This is a genomic window from Mesorhizobium sp. 1M-11 (genome assembly GCF_001303895.1).
GTDB lineage: Bacteria > Pseudomonadota > Alphaproteobacteria > Rhizobiales > Rhizobiaceae > Mesorhizobium.
In genome coordinates, this window is the sequence record NZ_LJSD01000011.1 from 802,664 (window position 1) to 818,142 (window position 15,479).

The window sequence follows — 15,479 nt, forward strand, 5'->3', positions numbered from 1 at the left end:
GCGCCGCCTATTGCGGGTTCTCCAGGCTGAACAGTTCGCTGTGCTCGTCATAGGCGAACAACTCAGCGTAGCGTGCCCAGGAGATCACCGTCTTCAGCGTTTCATCGGCATAGTCTTCGGTCATGTAGTCTTCCAGCTCGTTGCGGAAGCGCGCCATCGGCGCGACATGCGAGGGGCGTTCGTCCAACACCCGACGGATCAGGCCGATCAGCGGCACATAGGCCGAGATGTGCTCGGCAAACAGCCGCTTGCGTTCGTCCGTTTCCATATGAGCAAAACGCTTTCCGGCGTCCGTCAGTTCGATGTCGCCTTCGCTGAGCTGGGCCAGGCGCAACAGTTGCAGGGTCTCACCGAGATGGAAGATCTCGTCGGCCTCCATCTGCAGGGCACCCGCCAGCACCGGCAGGTCGGCGCGCCCCTCATAGGGCGCGGCGGCCAGCGCCTCGATCAGACCCGCCAGCACGTTGGTCGAGACATGGGTCAGCACCAAGCCGATGCCGGCGCCGGGAATGCCTTCCTTGGAAGGGGTCCGCGGTTCGGCGCGCTGCGTCATGATCGCGTAGATCGAATCGACCAGTTGCCGGAAGACCGGATCGAGGCGATTGCGCGGATGCGGCAGGTCGACCTTCAACTCGCGCGCGACGCGGCCGGGGTTGGAAGAGAAGACGAGGATGCGGTCGCACATCAGCACTGCCTCCTCGATGTTGTGGGTGACGATCAGCACCGATTTGATCGGCAGGCGGCCCTCCATCCACAGATCGATCATGTCGGTGCGCAACGTCTCGGCGGTAAGCACATCGAGCGCCGAGAACGGCTCGTCCATCAAAAGCAGGTCGGGATGCACCACCAGTGCACGCGCGAAGCCGACACGCTGGCGCATGCCGCCCGAAAGCTCTTTTGGAAAAGCATTCTCGAAACCGTCGAGGCCGATGAGATCGATGGCGGCAAGTGCCCGAGAGCGGCGCTCGACACGATCGATGCCTTGGGCCTCCAGACCAAGTTCGACGTTCTGGAGGACCGTGAGCCATGGAAACAGTGCAAAGGACTGGAACACCATGGCGACGCCCGAAGGCGGGCCCTGGATTTCCGAACCCCTGCACTCGGCTACGCCCGACGACGGCGCGACGAGGCCGGCGATGATGCGCAACAGCGTCGACTTGCCAGAGCCGGAGCGGCCGAGCAGGCCGACCAGCTCGCCCTCGCGGATGCTCAGGTCGACATTCTCCAGCACCGTCACATCCTTGCCGCTGCCCTTCGGAAAGGAGCGGGAGACCTGACGGATGTCGATGAGCGGCTTCTTGGCGACTTGATCCAGCATGGCAATCATCTCTGTTGGCTCAGGCAAGGCGCAGCCGGCGCTCGCCGAAAGCATAGAGCGGGCGCCAGACCAGACGGTTGAACAAGGTGACGAACAGGCACATGACGACGATGCCCAGCACGACACGCGGGAAATCGCCGGCGGACGTCGCCTTGGCGATGTAGGCGCCCAGGCCGCGCGCGGTGAGCTGCTCGTTGCCCCAGCTTGCCACCTCGGCGACGATCGATGCGTTCCACGAACCGCCCGATGCCGTGATGGCGCCGGTGACGTAATACGGGAAAATGCCAGGCAGGATCACCTTGAACCACCAGCGCCAGCCGGCAATGTGGAAGCTGCGCGCCGCCTCCTTGAGGTCGCTCGGAAAGGCCGAGGCGCCGGCGATGACGTTAAACAGGATGTACCATTGCGTGCCCAGGATCATCAGCGGGCTCAGCCAGATGTTCGGGTTGAGGTCGTAATGAACGATCAGTACCACGAACACCGGAAAGGCGATGTTGGCCGGAAAGGCGGCCAGGAACTGCACCAGCGGCTGCACCTTCTCGGCAAGCTTCGGACGCAGGCCGATCCAGACACCGACCGGCACCCACAGCAGCGTCGCCAGCGCCATCAGCACGATGACGCGCGCCAGGGTGATCAAGGCATCGGTGAGCACGGTAGCGACATCCGGCCAACCGACGTTGGTCTCGAGATAGGCAATGCTGACATAGGCGCCATAGGCAGCACCCAGCGCAATCAGCCCGACCCACAGCCCGTCGAGCAGGCGCGAGCGCACCGCGCCGTTTCCGCCCTTGGCCACTCCAAAGGTCGGCATTGCGGGCAGGCGCAGGGTCCATACCGCACGCGCCAGCCAGGCAAGCGGCGTGACGAGGACACGCACCAGCCGGGCGCGGCGGAGCAGATCCAGCATCCAGGACTGCGGTGCCTCCACTGAGGCCGTGGTCTCGAAACGGAACTTGTCGGCCCAGGCCACCAGCGGGCGAAACAGCAGCTGGTCGTAGAGGATGATGACCACCAGCATGGTGATGACGGCATAGACGATAGCGGCGATGTTCTGCTGCTGGATGGCCAGCGCCACATAGGAGCCGACGCCCGGCAAGGTCACGGTGGTGTTGCCGACGGTGATGGCCTCGGAGGCGACCACGAAGAACCAGCCACCCGACATCGACATCATGGCGTTCCAGACCAGGCCCGGCATGGCGAAGGGCACATCGAGGCGCCAGAAGCGCTGCCAGCCGGTCAGATGGAAGCTGCGGGTCGCCTCCTCGAGATCAGCCGGTACATTGCGCATCGACTGGTACATGGAAAAAGTCATGTTCCATGCCTGGCTGGTAAAGATGGCAAACACCGAGGCCAGCTCGGCCCCCAGCACAGAGCCGGGAAACAGGTTGAGGAAGAAGGTGACGGTGAAGGTGAGGAAGCCGAGGATCGGCACCGATTGCAGAATGTCCAGCATCGGCACCAGCACCATTTCGGCGCGCCGGCTTTTCGCGGCTGCAGCAGCGTAGACGAAGGTGAAGACCGTGGACAGAACGATCGCCAGCAGCATGCGCAGCGTGGTGCGCAGCGCATAGACGGGCAGGTTGGCGGGATCGAGCGAAAGCGGGGTCGCATCGAGCGACGACAGCGGCTCGGTGGTGACTTCCGCGCCATAGGCAATCAGCACGATGGCACCAACCACCAGGAGAAGCGCCATGATATCCCATGCACTCGGCAGCACCGAGCGCCGGATGGCCAGCGGAACGTATTTCTGGACCGGCATGACGCACCCCCGACAGGAAGGGGAAATGGATGATTGTGAACGAAGGCTCCGTCTCATCGACGCAGCTTTCGCGCAACTCCTATTTTCAGGCGTGTGTCGGCATTGTGACCGAAGATTTCAGCCGAAGCCGAAAAGCGAACACAAGATCGTGAATGCTCGAAAAAACCGGGCAAGCAGACGGTTGGCTGGCCGTTAGCCCTTGACCGCCGAACTCACGATCGAGTCGACGAAGAAGCGCTGCAGGAAGACAAACAGGATCAGCGGCGGCAGCACGGCAAGCGTGGCGCCGGCCATGACCAACCCTGTGTTCATCGCGCCGCGATTGTAGCTCAGCAGCCGGCTGAGGCTGATGACGATCGGATAGCTGTCGGCATTGCCCTGCAGCACGGTGAGCGGCCACAGATAGCTGTTCCAGTGGTAGACGAAGGCGAATAGGGCGAGCGCCGCGATGGCCGGCGCGACGGTGGGCGCCACGATCTTGAACAGGATGAGCAGTTCCGAGGCGCCGTCCATGCGTGCGGCGTCGATCAGGTCGTCCGGCACCCCGGCAATGAACTGGCGCATCAGGAAGATGCCGAACGCGTTGGCAAGGTTGGGCACGATGATGCCGGCAAGGCTGGCATTGAGGCCGATCGACCCCACCATGCGATAGAGAGGGATGAGCGTGACGATCGGCGGCAGGAACATGGTAGCGAGCAGCGCCGAGAACAGCAGCGTGCGGCCGGGAAAGCTGTATTTGGCGAAGGCATAGCCGGCCATCATGGAAGTCACCAGGATGCCGGCGGTGGTGATGGTGGCAATGACGAGCGAGTTCCACATCGAGCGGCCGACATTGACCACGCCCGCCACCTTCTCATAGGCATCAAAGGTCGGGGTGCGCGGGATCCACACCGGCGGCACCTGCATGCTTTCGGCCGTCGTCTTCAGGCTGGACAGCACCATCCACAGCAGTGGGAATGCGGAAGCGACCGCCACCAGCAGCATCAGCGTGGCAAGCAGCGCCTTGCGCCCGCTGGGGCGGCGACGCGGCAAGGTGCTCGACGATCCGGCAGCCACGCTCATTCGTCATCCTTCCGGTTCATGAATGCAAACAGCGCACACACCACGACGATGAGCGAGAGCATCAGCATCACCGCCATCGCCGAACCCAATCCGCCCTGGGCGCGCTCGATGCCGACACGGCGGATATGATAGGTCAGCACATTGGTGGAGCCGACAGGACCGCCCTGCGTGATCAGCGCCACAGGTTCGAACACCTGCACGGCATTGATGATGGCGATGACGGCGCTAAACAGCAGCGTGCGGCGCAAGAGCGGCAGCGTGATGAAGCGGAACTGCTCGGTACGGTTGGCGCCGTCGAGCGTCGCCGCCTCGTAGAGGCTGCCGGGGATCTGGGTCAGGCCGGCAATGGCCAGCACGGTGAAATAGCCGACCTGCTGCCACACGTTCAAAAGCACGATCGAGATCAGCGCCGAGCGCGGCGACGACAGCCAGGGCTGCGGGCTGACGCCGACAAGACCGAGCATCTGGTTGAACGGGCCTTCGCTCGGTGAATAGAGCTTCGACCAGACCAGCGCCACCGCGATCATCGGCACCATGTAGGTTGAAAAGAGAACGGTCCTGAGCAGCGTGCCGCCACCAACATCGCGCTGGTGGACGAGCAGGCCGAACAGGACCGACAGAGGCAGGATGATGGCGACCGACAGGGCGGTGTAGATCGCCGTATTGACCAAAGCGCCCTTGAAATCGCGGCCGACCGATGTCGACCCGAAGATGTCCTGAAAGTTAGCCAGTCCGACGAAACGGGCTTCCGCGAACGGTGTCTGTGTCGACCAGTCGTTGAACGACAGCCAGACCGTCAACAGCATCGGCAGCAGGATGAAGACACCGATCAGCGTCACGGCGGGTGCAAGCATGATGCCCGCCGAAGCGCGATAGCCATTGGTCATCGATTGCCTTCCGAAACCCAACATGCGTCAGAGCAATTCCAGCAAAAGTGCGTAGCGGTTTGCGTCCGGAATTGCGTAAAAACAAAAAGTCAGAGCGTTTCCGTGAAAAACGGAAACGCTCTAGAACGGCTGTCACTACTTGGCGGCGCGTTCCAGAATGGAAATTGCGTCGGCCTGCGCCTTCGCCTGTGCCTCCTTTGCGGAAATCTGACCATATTGCAGCGCTTCCAGCGTCTGCTGCAGCGACTCCGAAAATTCCTGCCCGCCGGGAACGACTGGAAACGGCTTGGCGTCGGAAAGAACGCTGACATAGCCGGCGAGGAATTCCGTGCCGAGCTTGTCCTTGTGCGCCTCGATGTCAGAGCTGCGCGACGGCAGAATGCCCATCGACATCAGGATGTCGGACATGGCCGAGGCGCCGTTCTGGCCCGATTTCGCACCGTTCAGCCAGGCCAGGAAATCCCAGGCCGCCTTCTGCTCGGCCTCGCCGGCCTTGGCATTGACCACCGTCATCCAGGAATAGGAAATCGAATGCGGCTTGTCGCCGCTCGGACCGACCGGAATCGGCGCGGTGGCGATGTTGGCGAATTTGTCGCCCATGCCGGTCTTCAGCGCACTTTCCCACCAGTTGGCCATGATGATCATGCCGGTCTTGCCGGAAACGAAATTGTCGAGGAAAGGGCCGGTGGTGTTGGCGTCGGCGGTAGCCATGGCTGGATCGCTCGATCCGTCCTTGATCAGGCCCTCGTAGAATTCGAAGGTCTCGCCCGCCTGCTTGCTGTCCAGAACCGGCTTGCCGTCAGTCACCAGTTCGCCCGCGTTGGAGACAAGCAGCGAGGCGAAAGGATGCACCACGCCTGCCGCCCAGGAATTGATCATGCCGAAACCCTGCTGGCCGGCATCCTTCTTGGTCAGCTTCTTCGCCGCCTCGCGAAATTCATCCCAGGTCTTGGGTGCTGCTTCTATGCCGGCCTGCTTGAACAGGTCCTTGTTGTAGTTCAGCGCATAGACGTCGATCTCGTTCGGAATGCCGTAGAGCGCGCCGCCGACCGAAGCGGCGCTGACGACGCCAGCCGGCCAGGCGCCTTTCACCTCGGCGGCCACGGCTTCCGGTGCCGGCGCGACCAGCTTGTCGCGCGCCAGCTCCGGCAGCCACAGATCGTAGATGCCGCCAATGGTAGCGCCGTCCGAACCGCCGCTCTGCGAACGCAGCGTGGTCAAAAGATCGCCAAACGGCACGGCACGCACGGTGATGGTCACGTCGGGATGGGTCTTGGAATATTCCTTCGCCGCATTCTCGAGCAAGGCGACGGTCTCGGGCGACCAATGGGTCAGATAGGAGATGTTCACGGCCTCGGCCCATGCCGAGCCGGGCAGAAGCGCCAGCCCCACCGCCAATGCCAATTTCGAAGTCCAGGCCAACGACATTCACTCCCTCCCATTGTCTGCCAAGGCGGCATGACGTTATGACAATGATGCGCCGTGACGCAAGCGATAACTTGGCTTTGGCAAGCTCACAAAGAGCCTTTCGACAGCGAGACCATTTGGGATCATCGTTATTTATGTAATAAAATCAGCTATTTTTATTCAGAAACCTCTCGCCCGCATCGCGCCAGCAAAAAGAATCCAGCACGAGTTGTCTTGCGATTTCGATTATGTCGTTATAATGAATTTCGGCCGCAAACGGGAATGCGGCAGGCCGAACACGGCAGAATGGGAGAACTCGCAATGAACAAGCTTTCAATTCGCCGACGCACTCTGCTCGGCTTGATCGGCAGCCTGGCCGCGATCGGCTCGGGCTTCGCCGTGCCCGCCTTCGCCGACGAGACGGTGACACTGTGGAGCTGGCGCACCGAAGACGAGGCGGCGATGCGCCGGATCTTCGACGTCTTCGAAAAGGAGACGCCCGGAATCAAGGTCAACATCCAGTTCACCCCCGATGCCGACTACCAGAATCGACTGAGCACAGCCCTGCGTGGCGGACGCGGCCCCGATATCGCGCAGCTCAAAGCCTATGGCGAAGTGCAGCCGTTCATCGAAGCGGGGTATCTCGATGCGCTGGACGAGAGCGTGGCGGAACTGAAGAACATGCCCGACACTGCGCTAGGCGCAGCGCGTGGACGCACCGACGGCAAGACCTATGGCGTGCCCTACTCCGTGCCGATGATGGGCGTGTTCTACAACAAGGAGATTTTCGCAGCGCAAGGCATAGAGATCCCGAAAACCTACAAGGATTTCATAGCCGCCTGCGAGAAACTGAAGGCTGCCGGCATCACGCCGATCGCGGCGGGCGGCGCCAATGGCTCAGCCTGGGCGCTGGAGATCGGCGTCGGCGTGGTCGGACCAACGGTCTATGGCCCAGGTTTCTATGACGAGATGATGAGCGGCAAGGCGACCTTCGAGGATCCGCGCTATGTCGCGGCGCTCAAGCGCTATGCCGAGCTGAAACCTTATTTCTCGGATGGGTTTGCAGGCGTCGACTACACCACATCGACGCAGCAGTTCATCAACGGCAAGGCAGCGATGTTCCTGGGCGGCTCGTTCGAGAACGGTTCGTTCAAGGCACAGAACCCGAAACTGCAGTTCTCGATCTTCTCCTTCCCCGCTGACGATGCCGGCGCCACGCTCTACACCTCGGCCTTCTCCGATGGCTCCTACGGGCTGGTCTCGGAAAGCAAGAACAAGGAAGCGGCGACCAAGGTGCTGAACTTCATGGCGTCGCAGAAATTCGCGCAGCTGTTCGCCGACGAGCTTGGCTGGCCGCCGGCGCGCACCGACGTGTCTGTGAAGAATCCGGTGCTGTCGCAGATGATGGAGATGGCCAAGAACTCGACGCCTTATCTCACCCTCGTCGGCTTCCGCTGGCAGTCGCCGACGGCCTCGTCGATCCTGCAGGCGGAGATCATCGACACGGTCGAAGGCAAGATCGCACCGGAGAAGCTTGGCGCCGATATGCAGGCCGCGGTTGCGACCTGGTTCCAGCCCAAGCAGTAGGCGGCCTGACCGTGACGCAGCACCGGCACAAGAGCAGCATGAAGCGAACGCAGCAGCGCATGGCTGTGCTGTTCGTGTTGCCGGCGCTGGCCATCTACGGGCTGTTCGTGCTCTACCCATTGGCCATGTCGCTGTGGGGCAGTTTCTTCACCTGGAAGGGACTGCGCATGCTGGACTTTGCCGGCCTCTCGAATTTCGCGCGCCTGTTCGTGTTTCCAAGCAGCGCGCGGCTGACCGGGGCACTGTGGCACAACGTGATCTGGTTCTTCGGCATCATGGTGTTCCAGAACGGCGTCGGCCTGCTGTTCGCCTGGCTGCTGTTCCTGCGCGACCAGGGCAAGGGCAGAAGCGGAGCCGCCTTCTTCCAATCGCTGTTCTTTTTCCCGGCGGTGCTGTCGCCGGTGATCGTCGGCGCGCTGTGGCGCCTGCTGCTGGCGCCGGGCGGTGTCGTTGGGTGGGCGCTGAACGGCCTGGGCCTGCACGAGGGCAGCCTGACCGTGCTCGGCAACAGCCAGACGGCGCTTATGATGCTGATCGCGGTGGACGCCTGGAACTGGATGGGCCTTCCGGTGCTGATCTACACGGCAGGGCTGAGACAGATCTCCGGCCAGATCTTCGAAGCTGCAAAGCTGGACGGTGCCGGCAGCGGGCGCATGCTGGTTTCGGTGGCGCTGCCACTCCTGATGCCTGCCATCGGCACGCTGACGACGCTTTCCTTCATCAACACCTTCAACCAGTTCGACATCGTCTATGTGATGCAGGGCGTTCAGGGCAATCCGAGCTATTCGACCGACACGCTGGTGACCTATTTCTATCGCCTGGCGTTCGGGGCCGAAGGCGCGGTCGGCATCACCGACATCGGCCTGGCGCTGGCACTCGGCACCATGCTGTTCCTGATCCTCAGCATCGGCACGCTGCTCATGCTGCGTTTCTTCGACCGACGGACGGTGCAGCTATGAGCACGTTTGCCATCCAGACGCGGCTTGCCAGACTGCCCGGCTGGACCGTGCTCGCGCTGTGGTCCGCGGCCGTGCTGCTGCCGCTCTACATCCTCGTCGTCTCCTGCTTCAAGACGACGGCTGAGATCTACGAGAACCGGCTCGGTCTGCCGCAGAGCTGGTCCTTCGACAATTTCGCCAATGCGTGGACACGCGCGGATCTCGGCCAGAACTTCATCAACAGCCTGATCGTCACCGGCGGCGCGGTGGTGCTCACCATCGTGGTCTCTGCGCTCGCCGCCTATCCGCTCAGCCGCTACAAGCTCGGCTGGAACGGCATCATGCTGGGCCTCTTCCTGTCCGGTATCATGCTGCCGATCCGGCTGGCGTCGGTCGAACTGTTCACGCTGATGCGCAATCTCGACCTGCTCGATTCGCTGACTGGCCTGATCCTGGTCTATTCGGCGATCCGCATTCCGTTCGCCGTCTTCATCTTCGCCAATTTCATGCGCGTGCTGCCGTCCGAACTCGACGAGGCAGCACGCATGGATGGCGCGGGCGAGACACGCATCCTGTTCCAGATCATCCTGCCGATGGTGAAACCGGCGGTGTCGATCGTCGCCATCTTCACCGCCATTGCGGTGTGGAACGATTTCTTCTTCCCGCTGATCTTCATCTTCGACGATCGCTACAAGACCGTGCCGTTGGCAATCAGCGTGTTCGTCGGCCAGTTCCGCACCGACTGGGGCCTGGTGTTTGCTTCGCTTGCCATCTCCATGGCGCCCATCCTCATCATGTATTGTTTGCTTGCGCGCCAGATTCGCGAGGGCGTCGGCGCCGGCGGAGGCATGAAATGATCGAAGACAAGGTCTATGCCGCGCGCTCGATCCTGGTCGTCGGGGCACATGCCTTCGACGCTGAAGTGATCGCCGGACCGCTGGCAGCGGTGGCGGCCAGCCGAGGTGCCGCCGTCACCTTCCTGCACCTGACCATGGGCGAACAGGGACATCCCTGCCTGGTCCCGGACCATTATTGCGCGCAGAAGGAAGAGGAGGCCGAGAAGGCCGCCAAACGGCTGGGCATCAACGTGCGCAACCTTGGGCTCAAGGATGCCTTCCTGCCCAATGACGACGAAACGGCGCTCAAGGTCTGCGACGTCATCCGCGAGCTGAAGCCGGAGGTCGTCATCACGCATTGGCATGGCAGCTGGCACAAGGACCATCGCGCCGCGGCCGAACTGACCCGCACCGGTTTCTTCTACGCCGCCCTGCCGACACTGAAGCGCAGCCATGAGGCTCACACACCGCAACTGCTGCTGTTCGGCGAAAACTGGGAAGACGACGAGGGCTTCAGGCCCGAGCACCTCATCGACGTCACAGACGGCTTCGAGGCCTGGAGTGCGGCGGTGCATGAATACGAGCTGGCGCGAGGCCTGAGCAGCTTTCCATATGTCGATTATTACAGCGCGCTCTACCGGCTGCGCGGCTGCCTGCGCGGCACCCGCTACGCACAAGGCTTCGCTGCCGCCTCGCACTCCTGGAATGCAGGCGCCGGCCTGTTCGCCCCGCCTGCCGCCAAGGATCACAAGCCATGACGCGCGTATTGGCCATCGACCTCGGCGGCACCAATCTGCGCGCGGCTGTCTACAGCGGCGACGTCTTGGCGCTGCAGGTACTGACGCATGAGGCAGCACCCGCCACGCTTGAGGATTTTCGAACCCGTCTCGGCGCGCTCGCCGATGAGGCCGGTGATATCGCGGCGATCGGCCTTGCGGTGCCGGGCCTTGTCGAAGGTTCGACCTGCCGCTGGATACCCAATCTGCCCTATCTCGACGGACAGGACCTGCAGGAACTGTTCCCCGGCTTGGCGGTCGCTGTCGGCAATGACGCACAGGTCGCCATGCTGGCGGAGGCTGTCGAAGGTGGCGCCCGATCGCTGACCGATGCGCTGCTGCTCGCCATCGGCACGGGCATCGGTTCGGCCGTTCTGGCCGGAGGGCGTATCGTCGCGGGAGCACAAGGCGGCGCCTGTTCCTTCGGCTGGGCCTGCGCGGATATCGACGATGCCGGCGACGACCGCAGCGGTTGGCTGGAACGTTCAGCTTCGGGTCGTGCGCTGGATACCGCCGCGCGAGGACTGGGATTGGCCAATGGTGCCGTCCTGATCGCTGAGGCGCGTTCGGGCAATGGCGATGCGATGGCGGCACTCGAAACACCGATGCGAAGCCTTGGCACGGCATTGGCCGGGGCAGTCGCTCTGCTCAACCCGCAGGCCGTCCTGATTTCCGGTGGCATCGCGGATGCGCTCGATGTGATGAGACCGCCCTTGCTCGCGGCGCTTCGACGTCAGCTGCCGCCGCACCTTCGCAACATAGACATCAGGCCTGGCGCCTTCGGGTCGCGCGCCGGCCTTGCCGGCGCAGCCCTTGCGGGCGCCGCTGGAGCCGGATGGAGACATATAGGATGACCGAAGCCAGCTTTCCGCAACCCGACCGCCGTCGCCCCGAACCGCTATGGTTCCAGGTCGAGGAAGCGATCCGCGCCATCATCAAGAGCGGCGAATGGGCGACCGGCGACCAGATTCCGGCCGAAGACCGGCTATGCGCGCTGTTCGGAGTGAGCCGCATCACGCTACGCCACGCACTGCGCAATCTGGAGGAAACCGGGCTGCTGCGCCGCGAACACGGGCGCGGCACGTTCGTGCGCTCCACCACGCTGGTGGCCGGCACGCGCGAACTGACCTCCTTCACTCAGGAGATGGGCAATATTGGCGTCGTCGCCGGCTCACGGCTGCTGGATTGCAGCCTGACCACGGCGGACGCCGCAGCAGCGGCTGCGCTCGAGATCGACGAGGGCGATCCGGTGGTGCGCATCCGGAGGCTCAGGCTTGGCAACAACGAGCCGATCGGCATCCAGACGGCGCAGCTTGCCGGTGCGCGCGTGCCGGGCTTCCTCGATTCCGGCCTGCTGCAAGGCTCGCTCTACGAAGCCCTGGAACGTCGCTACGGCATCGTGGCGATGGAAGCGCGCGAGAGCTACCGCGTCGGCACGGTTCCTGTCGCCGATGCCGATCTGCTCGGGCTGGCCGTCGGCACCCCCGCCTTCATCGTCGAACGCGTGAGCATCGACGAGCGCGGCCCCTTCGAATTCACCATCTCGGTCATGCGCGGCGACCGCTACGAAATCCGTTCGACGCTGCGCGCCGGCCGCGTTCCTCCCAACACCCGAAGCTGACACCAAGCAGGAGTATCCAAGTGTCCGATTTCTACATTCCCCGCCTCGCCGCCCTCATCGAGAAGGCGTCGAAGGAAAATGCCGAAGCCTTCGAGCAGGCGGCAAGCAAATTTGCGGATTCGCTGCAAAATGGAGGACTCGTCCATCTCTACGGTTCCGGCCACTCCGTGCTGCCCTGCCAGGAAGTGTTCCCGCGCTACGGTTCCTATGTCGGCTTCAACCCGCTGACCGACCCGCGCGTGATGTGGAACAACGTGCTCGGCGCCGGCGGCGTGCGCGAACTGCTGTGGCTGGAGCGTACGGAAAAATACGCCGAGAAATTCCTCGACCACCAGCCGCTCAACGAAGGCGACTCGATCATCATCTTCGGCCATAGCGGCCGCAACGCATCGGGCATCGACACTGCACTCTACGCCAAGAAGCGCGGTATCTTCGTGGTGGCGATCACCTCGAAGAACAATCTGGACAAGCCGGCCACGCATTCGTCCGGGATGCGGCTGGCCGATGCGGCGGACCTGGTGATCGACACCTGTTCGCCGATCGAAGACGCGATCGTCCCGGTCGAAGGCTGGAGCCGCCCGGTCTCCGGCTCGTCGACGGTGCTGGCCATGATCATGGCGCACGAACTGATCGCACGCACGGCCGACCAGCTGTCGAAGCGTGGAGTCGAGCTGCCGGTTTTCGCCTCGCCGACAATCGCGGGCGTCACGCTGCACGACACCGACGTGATCTACGGTGTCTATCGCGAGCGCATGCTGGAAGCGCAGAAAAAACATCTGCCGACCTTCCAGGCCACCATGCGGGGCGAATGACCGAACAGTGAAAGGCCGGCTCCGCCGGCCTTTCTTTTCTGGACTATTGCCGCTCCGGCAAACGGCGTCGGGTGATGGCGACGTGGAAACCCGTGCCGTGGAGCAGGCCCGCATCGTTGAAATCGAAAGTCGGGTTGTGTAGCGGCGCGGAATCCTCGCCATTGCCGACAAAGACGAAACAGCCCGGGACCTGATCGAGGAACCGGGCGAAGTCCTCCGAACCGGTCATCGGCTCCTTTGCAATTGCGATCGCCTCCGGCCTGAAGACCGTTGCGGCAGCGGCAAAGACCTCCTCGACCAGCGCCGCATCATTCAACAGCGGCACGAACTCACGCGTATAGGTGACCTCGGCGCTGACGTTGTGAGCCAGCGCCGTTCCCTCTGCGATGATGCGCATCTGCCGCTCGATCTCGGCGCTGACCTCCGGCCGGAAGCTGCGGGCATCGCCCAGGATCCGGGCCAGGCCCGGCAACGCGTTGCGCGTGCCGTCGGTGATGAGCTCCGTCACCGAAACGACGCCGATGTCTGTCGGACTGAGGCGCCGCGACACGATGGTCTGCAGGTTGGTGACGAGCGCGCAGGCCGCGACCAGCACCTCATTGCCCCAATGTGGCCGCGCGGCATGGCCGCCGACGCCCTTCAGCACGATCTCGAAATTGTCCTCGGCGGACATGAACGAGCCGGCGCGTGTTTCAAAACGGCCGACCGGCAGACCAGGCATATTGTGCAGGCCGTAGATCTCCTCGAAGGGAAAGCGCGCCATAAGACCGTCGTCCAGCATGGCGAGCGCGCCTCTGCCCCACTCTTCCGCTGGCTGGAAGATGAAGCGGACCGTTCCGTCGAAACCGCCCTCTTCCGCCAGCTGCCGCGCCGCGCCGAGCAGCATGGAGGTGTGGCCGTCATGACCACAGGCGTGCATGATGCCCTGGTTCTGCGAACGGTAGTCGGCCGTCCCCTGCTCGGTGATGCGCAACGCATCCATGTCGGCGCGTAGCGCAATCGCGCGGTTGCTCGAGCCACGCTTCAGCGTGCCGACGACCCCGGTACCGCCCACGCCTTCGGTGACATCGAGACCGAATTCGCGCAGCTTCCCGGCAACGAAGGCGGCAGTGCGCTTTTCCTCGAAGCCGAACTCGGGATGCGCATGCAGGTCGCGGCGCCACGCCGTCATTTCGCTTTCGAGCAGAGCCATGTCGGTCATGCGGGCGTCACCTCCTTGTTGCCGCCGGCCACTGCAGCCGGGCTTGAGCCCACCAATTGTTCGTAGAGACCCGGATCGGTGGCGCCTTCGGTGTTGACCAGAAGGATGCGGGATGTGGCGTCGAGGCGCAGTGCCGCCTTCAAATCCGGTTCGGCCAGCGCGCGTGTCAGGCCGGCAAGGCCGACACAGCCGCTTTCGCCGGAGACGATCGCCGGGTCATGACCTGCCGGCCATGCCAGCCGGTTCATGGCCGCAACAGCGTCTTCTTCCTCGACCGCCATGAACGCGTCGGCAGCACGCGACAGCACGCGCCAGGCGACCAGCGAGGGCTCGTAGCATTCCAGCATAGCCATTACGGTTGGCTCGCCATGGTCGATCCTCGTCACATGGCCGGCATGGGCGGTTGCCAGGATGCAGGCCGCGCGGGCCGGTTCGACCACCACCAAGCTCGGACGGTCCTTTCCAAGCGTTTCGGCAAAATGCCCTGCCATCGCCGCAGCGATGCCGCCAACGCCGGCCTGCACGAAGACATGGGTCGGCGGCCTGTCGATCTGGCTCAAAGCCTCGTGTGCGATCGCCGTATAACCCTGCATGACCAGACCGGGAATGCGTTCGTAGCCTGGCCATGACGTGTCCGAAACAATCGACCAGCCTTCGCGCTCGGCAACACGTGCGGCCTCGGCCACGGTCTCGTCGTAGGTCCCGTCGATGCGGATCATTTCGGCACCGAAGCTGGCAATCGCAGCGACCCTTTCATCGCTGACACCGCCATGCACGAAGATGACGGATCTCGCGCCGACAAGCTGCGCACCTTGCGCAACCGAGCGGCCGTGATTGCCGTCAGTGGCGCAGGCGAACGTCTTCCTGGCAGCCAACGCCCGCACGCTCGGACGGCCAAGATCGGCGAAACCGACATCGCGATCGAAGTGACGTGACGCCTCTTCAAGCACAAGCCGGACCACCGCATAGGAACCGCCGAGCGCCTTGAAGCTGCCGAGACCGAGCCGCCGCCCCTCGTCCTTCATGTGGATCGCACCGACACCCAGCGCATCCGCCAGCGCCGGCAAGGCCACAAGCGGGGTGGCGACAGCATTTTCGCGAAACTCCAGGAAGCGCTCCACTTCACGCACACCATGCGCGCTCAAGGACGCGGCATCGACCGGGAGCAACCGGGCGTTATGGTCGGAATGGGTGTTGAGCAGAAACATCCGCCTCTCTCTCGCAGGGTCCGCGAAGATGTATTGCATCGCGGGCGCAAATTGCGCTGTATTCCGC

At 63.3% G+C, this 15,479-nt stretch carries 14 protein-coding genes; 7 read left to right on the plus strand and 7 right to left on the minus strand.

What is annotated here, in order from left to right:
• Positions 1–7: 7 nt before the first annotated feature.
• From AO692_RS07620 to AO692_RS07640, 5 genes are all read right to left on the minus strand, one after another.
• On the minus strand, positions 8–1,318 hold the full coding sequence (locus tag AO692_RS07620) for a nitrate/sulfonate/bicarbonate ABC transporter ATP-binding protein (RefSeq protein ID WP_054309496.1): 1,311 nt from the start codon (positions 1,316–1,318) through the stop codon (positions 8–10).
• A 19-nt stretch (positions 1,319–1,337) separates the two neighbouring features.
• Entirely contained in the window at positions 1,338–3,077 is a 1,740-nt protein-coding gene (locus tag AO692_RS07625) for an ABC transporter permease subunit (protein ID WP_054309400.1), read from the minus strand.
• A 192-nt stretch (positions 3,078–3,269) separates the two neighbouring features.
• Positions 3,270–4,139 (minus strand): carbohydrate ABC transporter permease, encoded by an 870-nt coding sequence (locus AO692_RS07630; protein ID WP_054309401.1) that lies wholly within the window; start codon positions 4,137–4,139, stop codon positions 3,270–3,272.
• The gene (locus tag AO692_RS07635; RefSeq protein WP_054309402.1) at positions 4,136–5,026 is read right to left on the minus strand and encodes a sugar ABC transporter permease; all 891 of its coding nucleotides are present in this window, start codon (positions 5,024–5,026) and stop codon (positions 4,136–4,138) included. Before AO692_RS07635 ends, AO692_RS07630 begins: the two co-directional genes overlap by 4 nt.
• A 135-nt stretch (positions 5,027–5,161) precedes the next feature.
• Entirely contained in the window at positions 5,162–6,454 is a 1,293-nt protein-coding gene (locus AO692_RS07640; RefSeq protein WP_054309403.1) for a sugar ABC transporter substrate-binding protein, read from the minus strand.
• A gap of 300 nt (positions 6,455–6,754) precedes the next feature.
• Between AO692_RS07640 and AO692_RS07645 the strand changes: the two genes are divergently transcribed.
• The 7 genes from AO692_RS07645 to AO692_RS07675 are packed head-to-tail and all read left to right on the plus strand — an operon-like array spanning position 6,755 to position 13,003.
• Positions 6,755–8,020: an extracellular solute-binding protein gene (locus AO692_RS07645; protein ID WP_054309404.1), complete on the plus strand. Its 1,266-nt coding sequence runs from the start codon at positions 6,755–6,757 to the stop codon at positions 8,018–8,020.
• Positions 8,021–8,058: 38 nt separating this feature from the next.
• Positions 8,059–8,979 (plus strand): sugar ABC transporter permease, encoded by a 921-nt coding sequence (locus AO692_RS07650; RefSeq protein WP_244483274.1) that lies wholly within the window; start codon positions 8,059–8,061, stop codon positions 8,977–8,979.
• On the plus strand, positions 8,976–9,815 hold the full coding sequence (locus AO692_RS07655) for a carbohydrate ABC transporter permease (RefSeq protein ID WP_054309406.1): 840 nt from the start codon (positions 8,976–8,978) through the stop codon (positions 9,813–9,815). Before AO692_RS07650 ends, AO692_RS07655 begins: the two co-directional genes overlap by 4 nt.
• On the plus strand, positions 9,812–10,552 hold the full coding sequence (locus AO692_RS07660; protein WP_054309407.1) for a PIG-L family deacetylase: 741 nt from the start codon (positions 9,812–9,814) through the stop codon (positions 10,550–10,552). Before AO692_RS07655 ends, AO692_RS07660 begins: the two co-directional genes overlap by 4 nt.
• Entirely contained in the window at positions 10,549–11,424 is an 876-nt protein-coding gene (locus AO692_RS07665; RefSeq protein WP_054309408.1) for an ROK family protein, read from the plus strand. The genes AO692_RS07660 and AO692_RS07665 overlap by 4 nt, the downstream gene beginning before the upstream one ends.
• On the plus strand, positions 11,421–12,191 hold the full coding sequence (locus AO692_RS07670) for a GntR family transcriptional regulator (protein ID WP_054309409.1): 771 nt from the start codon (positions 11,421–11,423) through the stop codon (positions 12,189–12,191). Before AO692_RS07665 ends, AO692_RS07670 begins: the two co-directional genes overlap by 4 nt.
• 20 nt (positions 12,192–12,211) lie before the next feature.
• Entirely contained in the window at positions 12,212–13,003 is a 792-nt protein-coding gene (locus AO692_RS07675) for an SIS domain-containing protein (RefSeq protein WP_054309410.1), read from the plus strand.
• Positions 13,004–13,046: 43 nt separating this feature from the next.
• Here AO692_RS07675 and AO692_RS07680 read toward each other — a convergent pair whose 3' ends face one another.
• Together AO692_RS07680 and AO692_RS07685 are read right to left on the minus strand one after the other, a co-directional pair.
• Positions 13,047–14,204: a M20 aminoacylase family protein gene (locus AO692_RS07680; RefSeq protein ID WP_054309411.1), complete on the minus strand. Its 1,158-nt coding sequence runs from the start codon at positions 14,202–14,204 to the stop codon at positions 13,047–13,049.
• On the minus strand, positions 14,201–15,412 hold the full coding sequence (locus AO692_RS07685) for a diaminopropionate ammonia-lyase (RefSeq protein WP_054309412.1): 1,212 nt from the start codon (positions 15,410–15,412) through the stop codon (positions 14,201–14,203). The genes AO692_RS07680 and AO692_RS07685 overlap by 4 nt, the downstream gene beginning before the upstream one ends.
• Between the last annotated feature and the right edge of the window lie 67 nt (positions 15,413–15,479).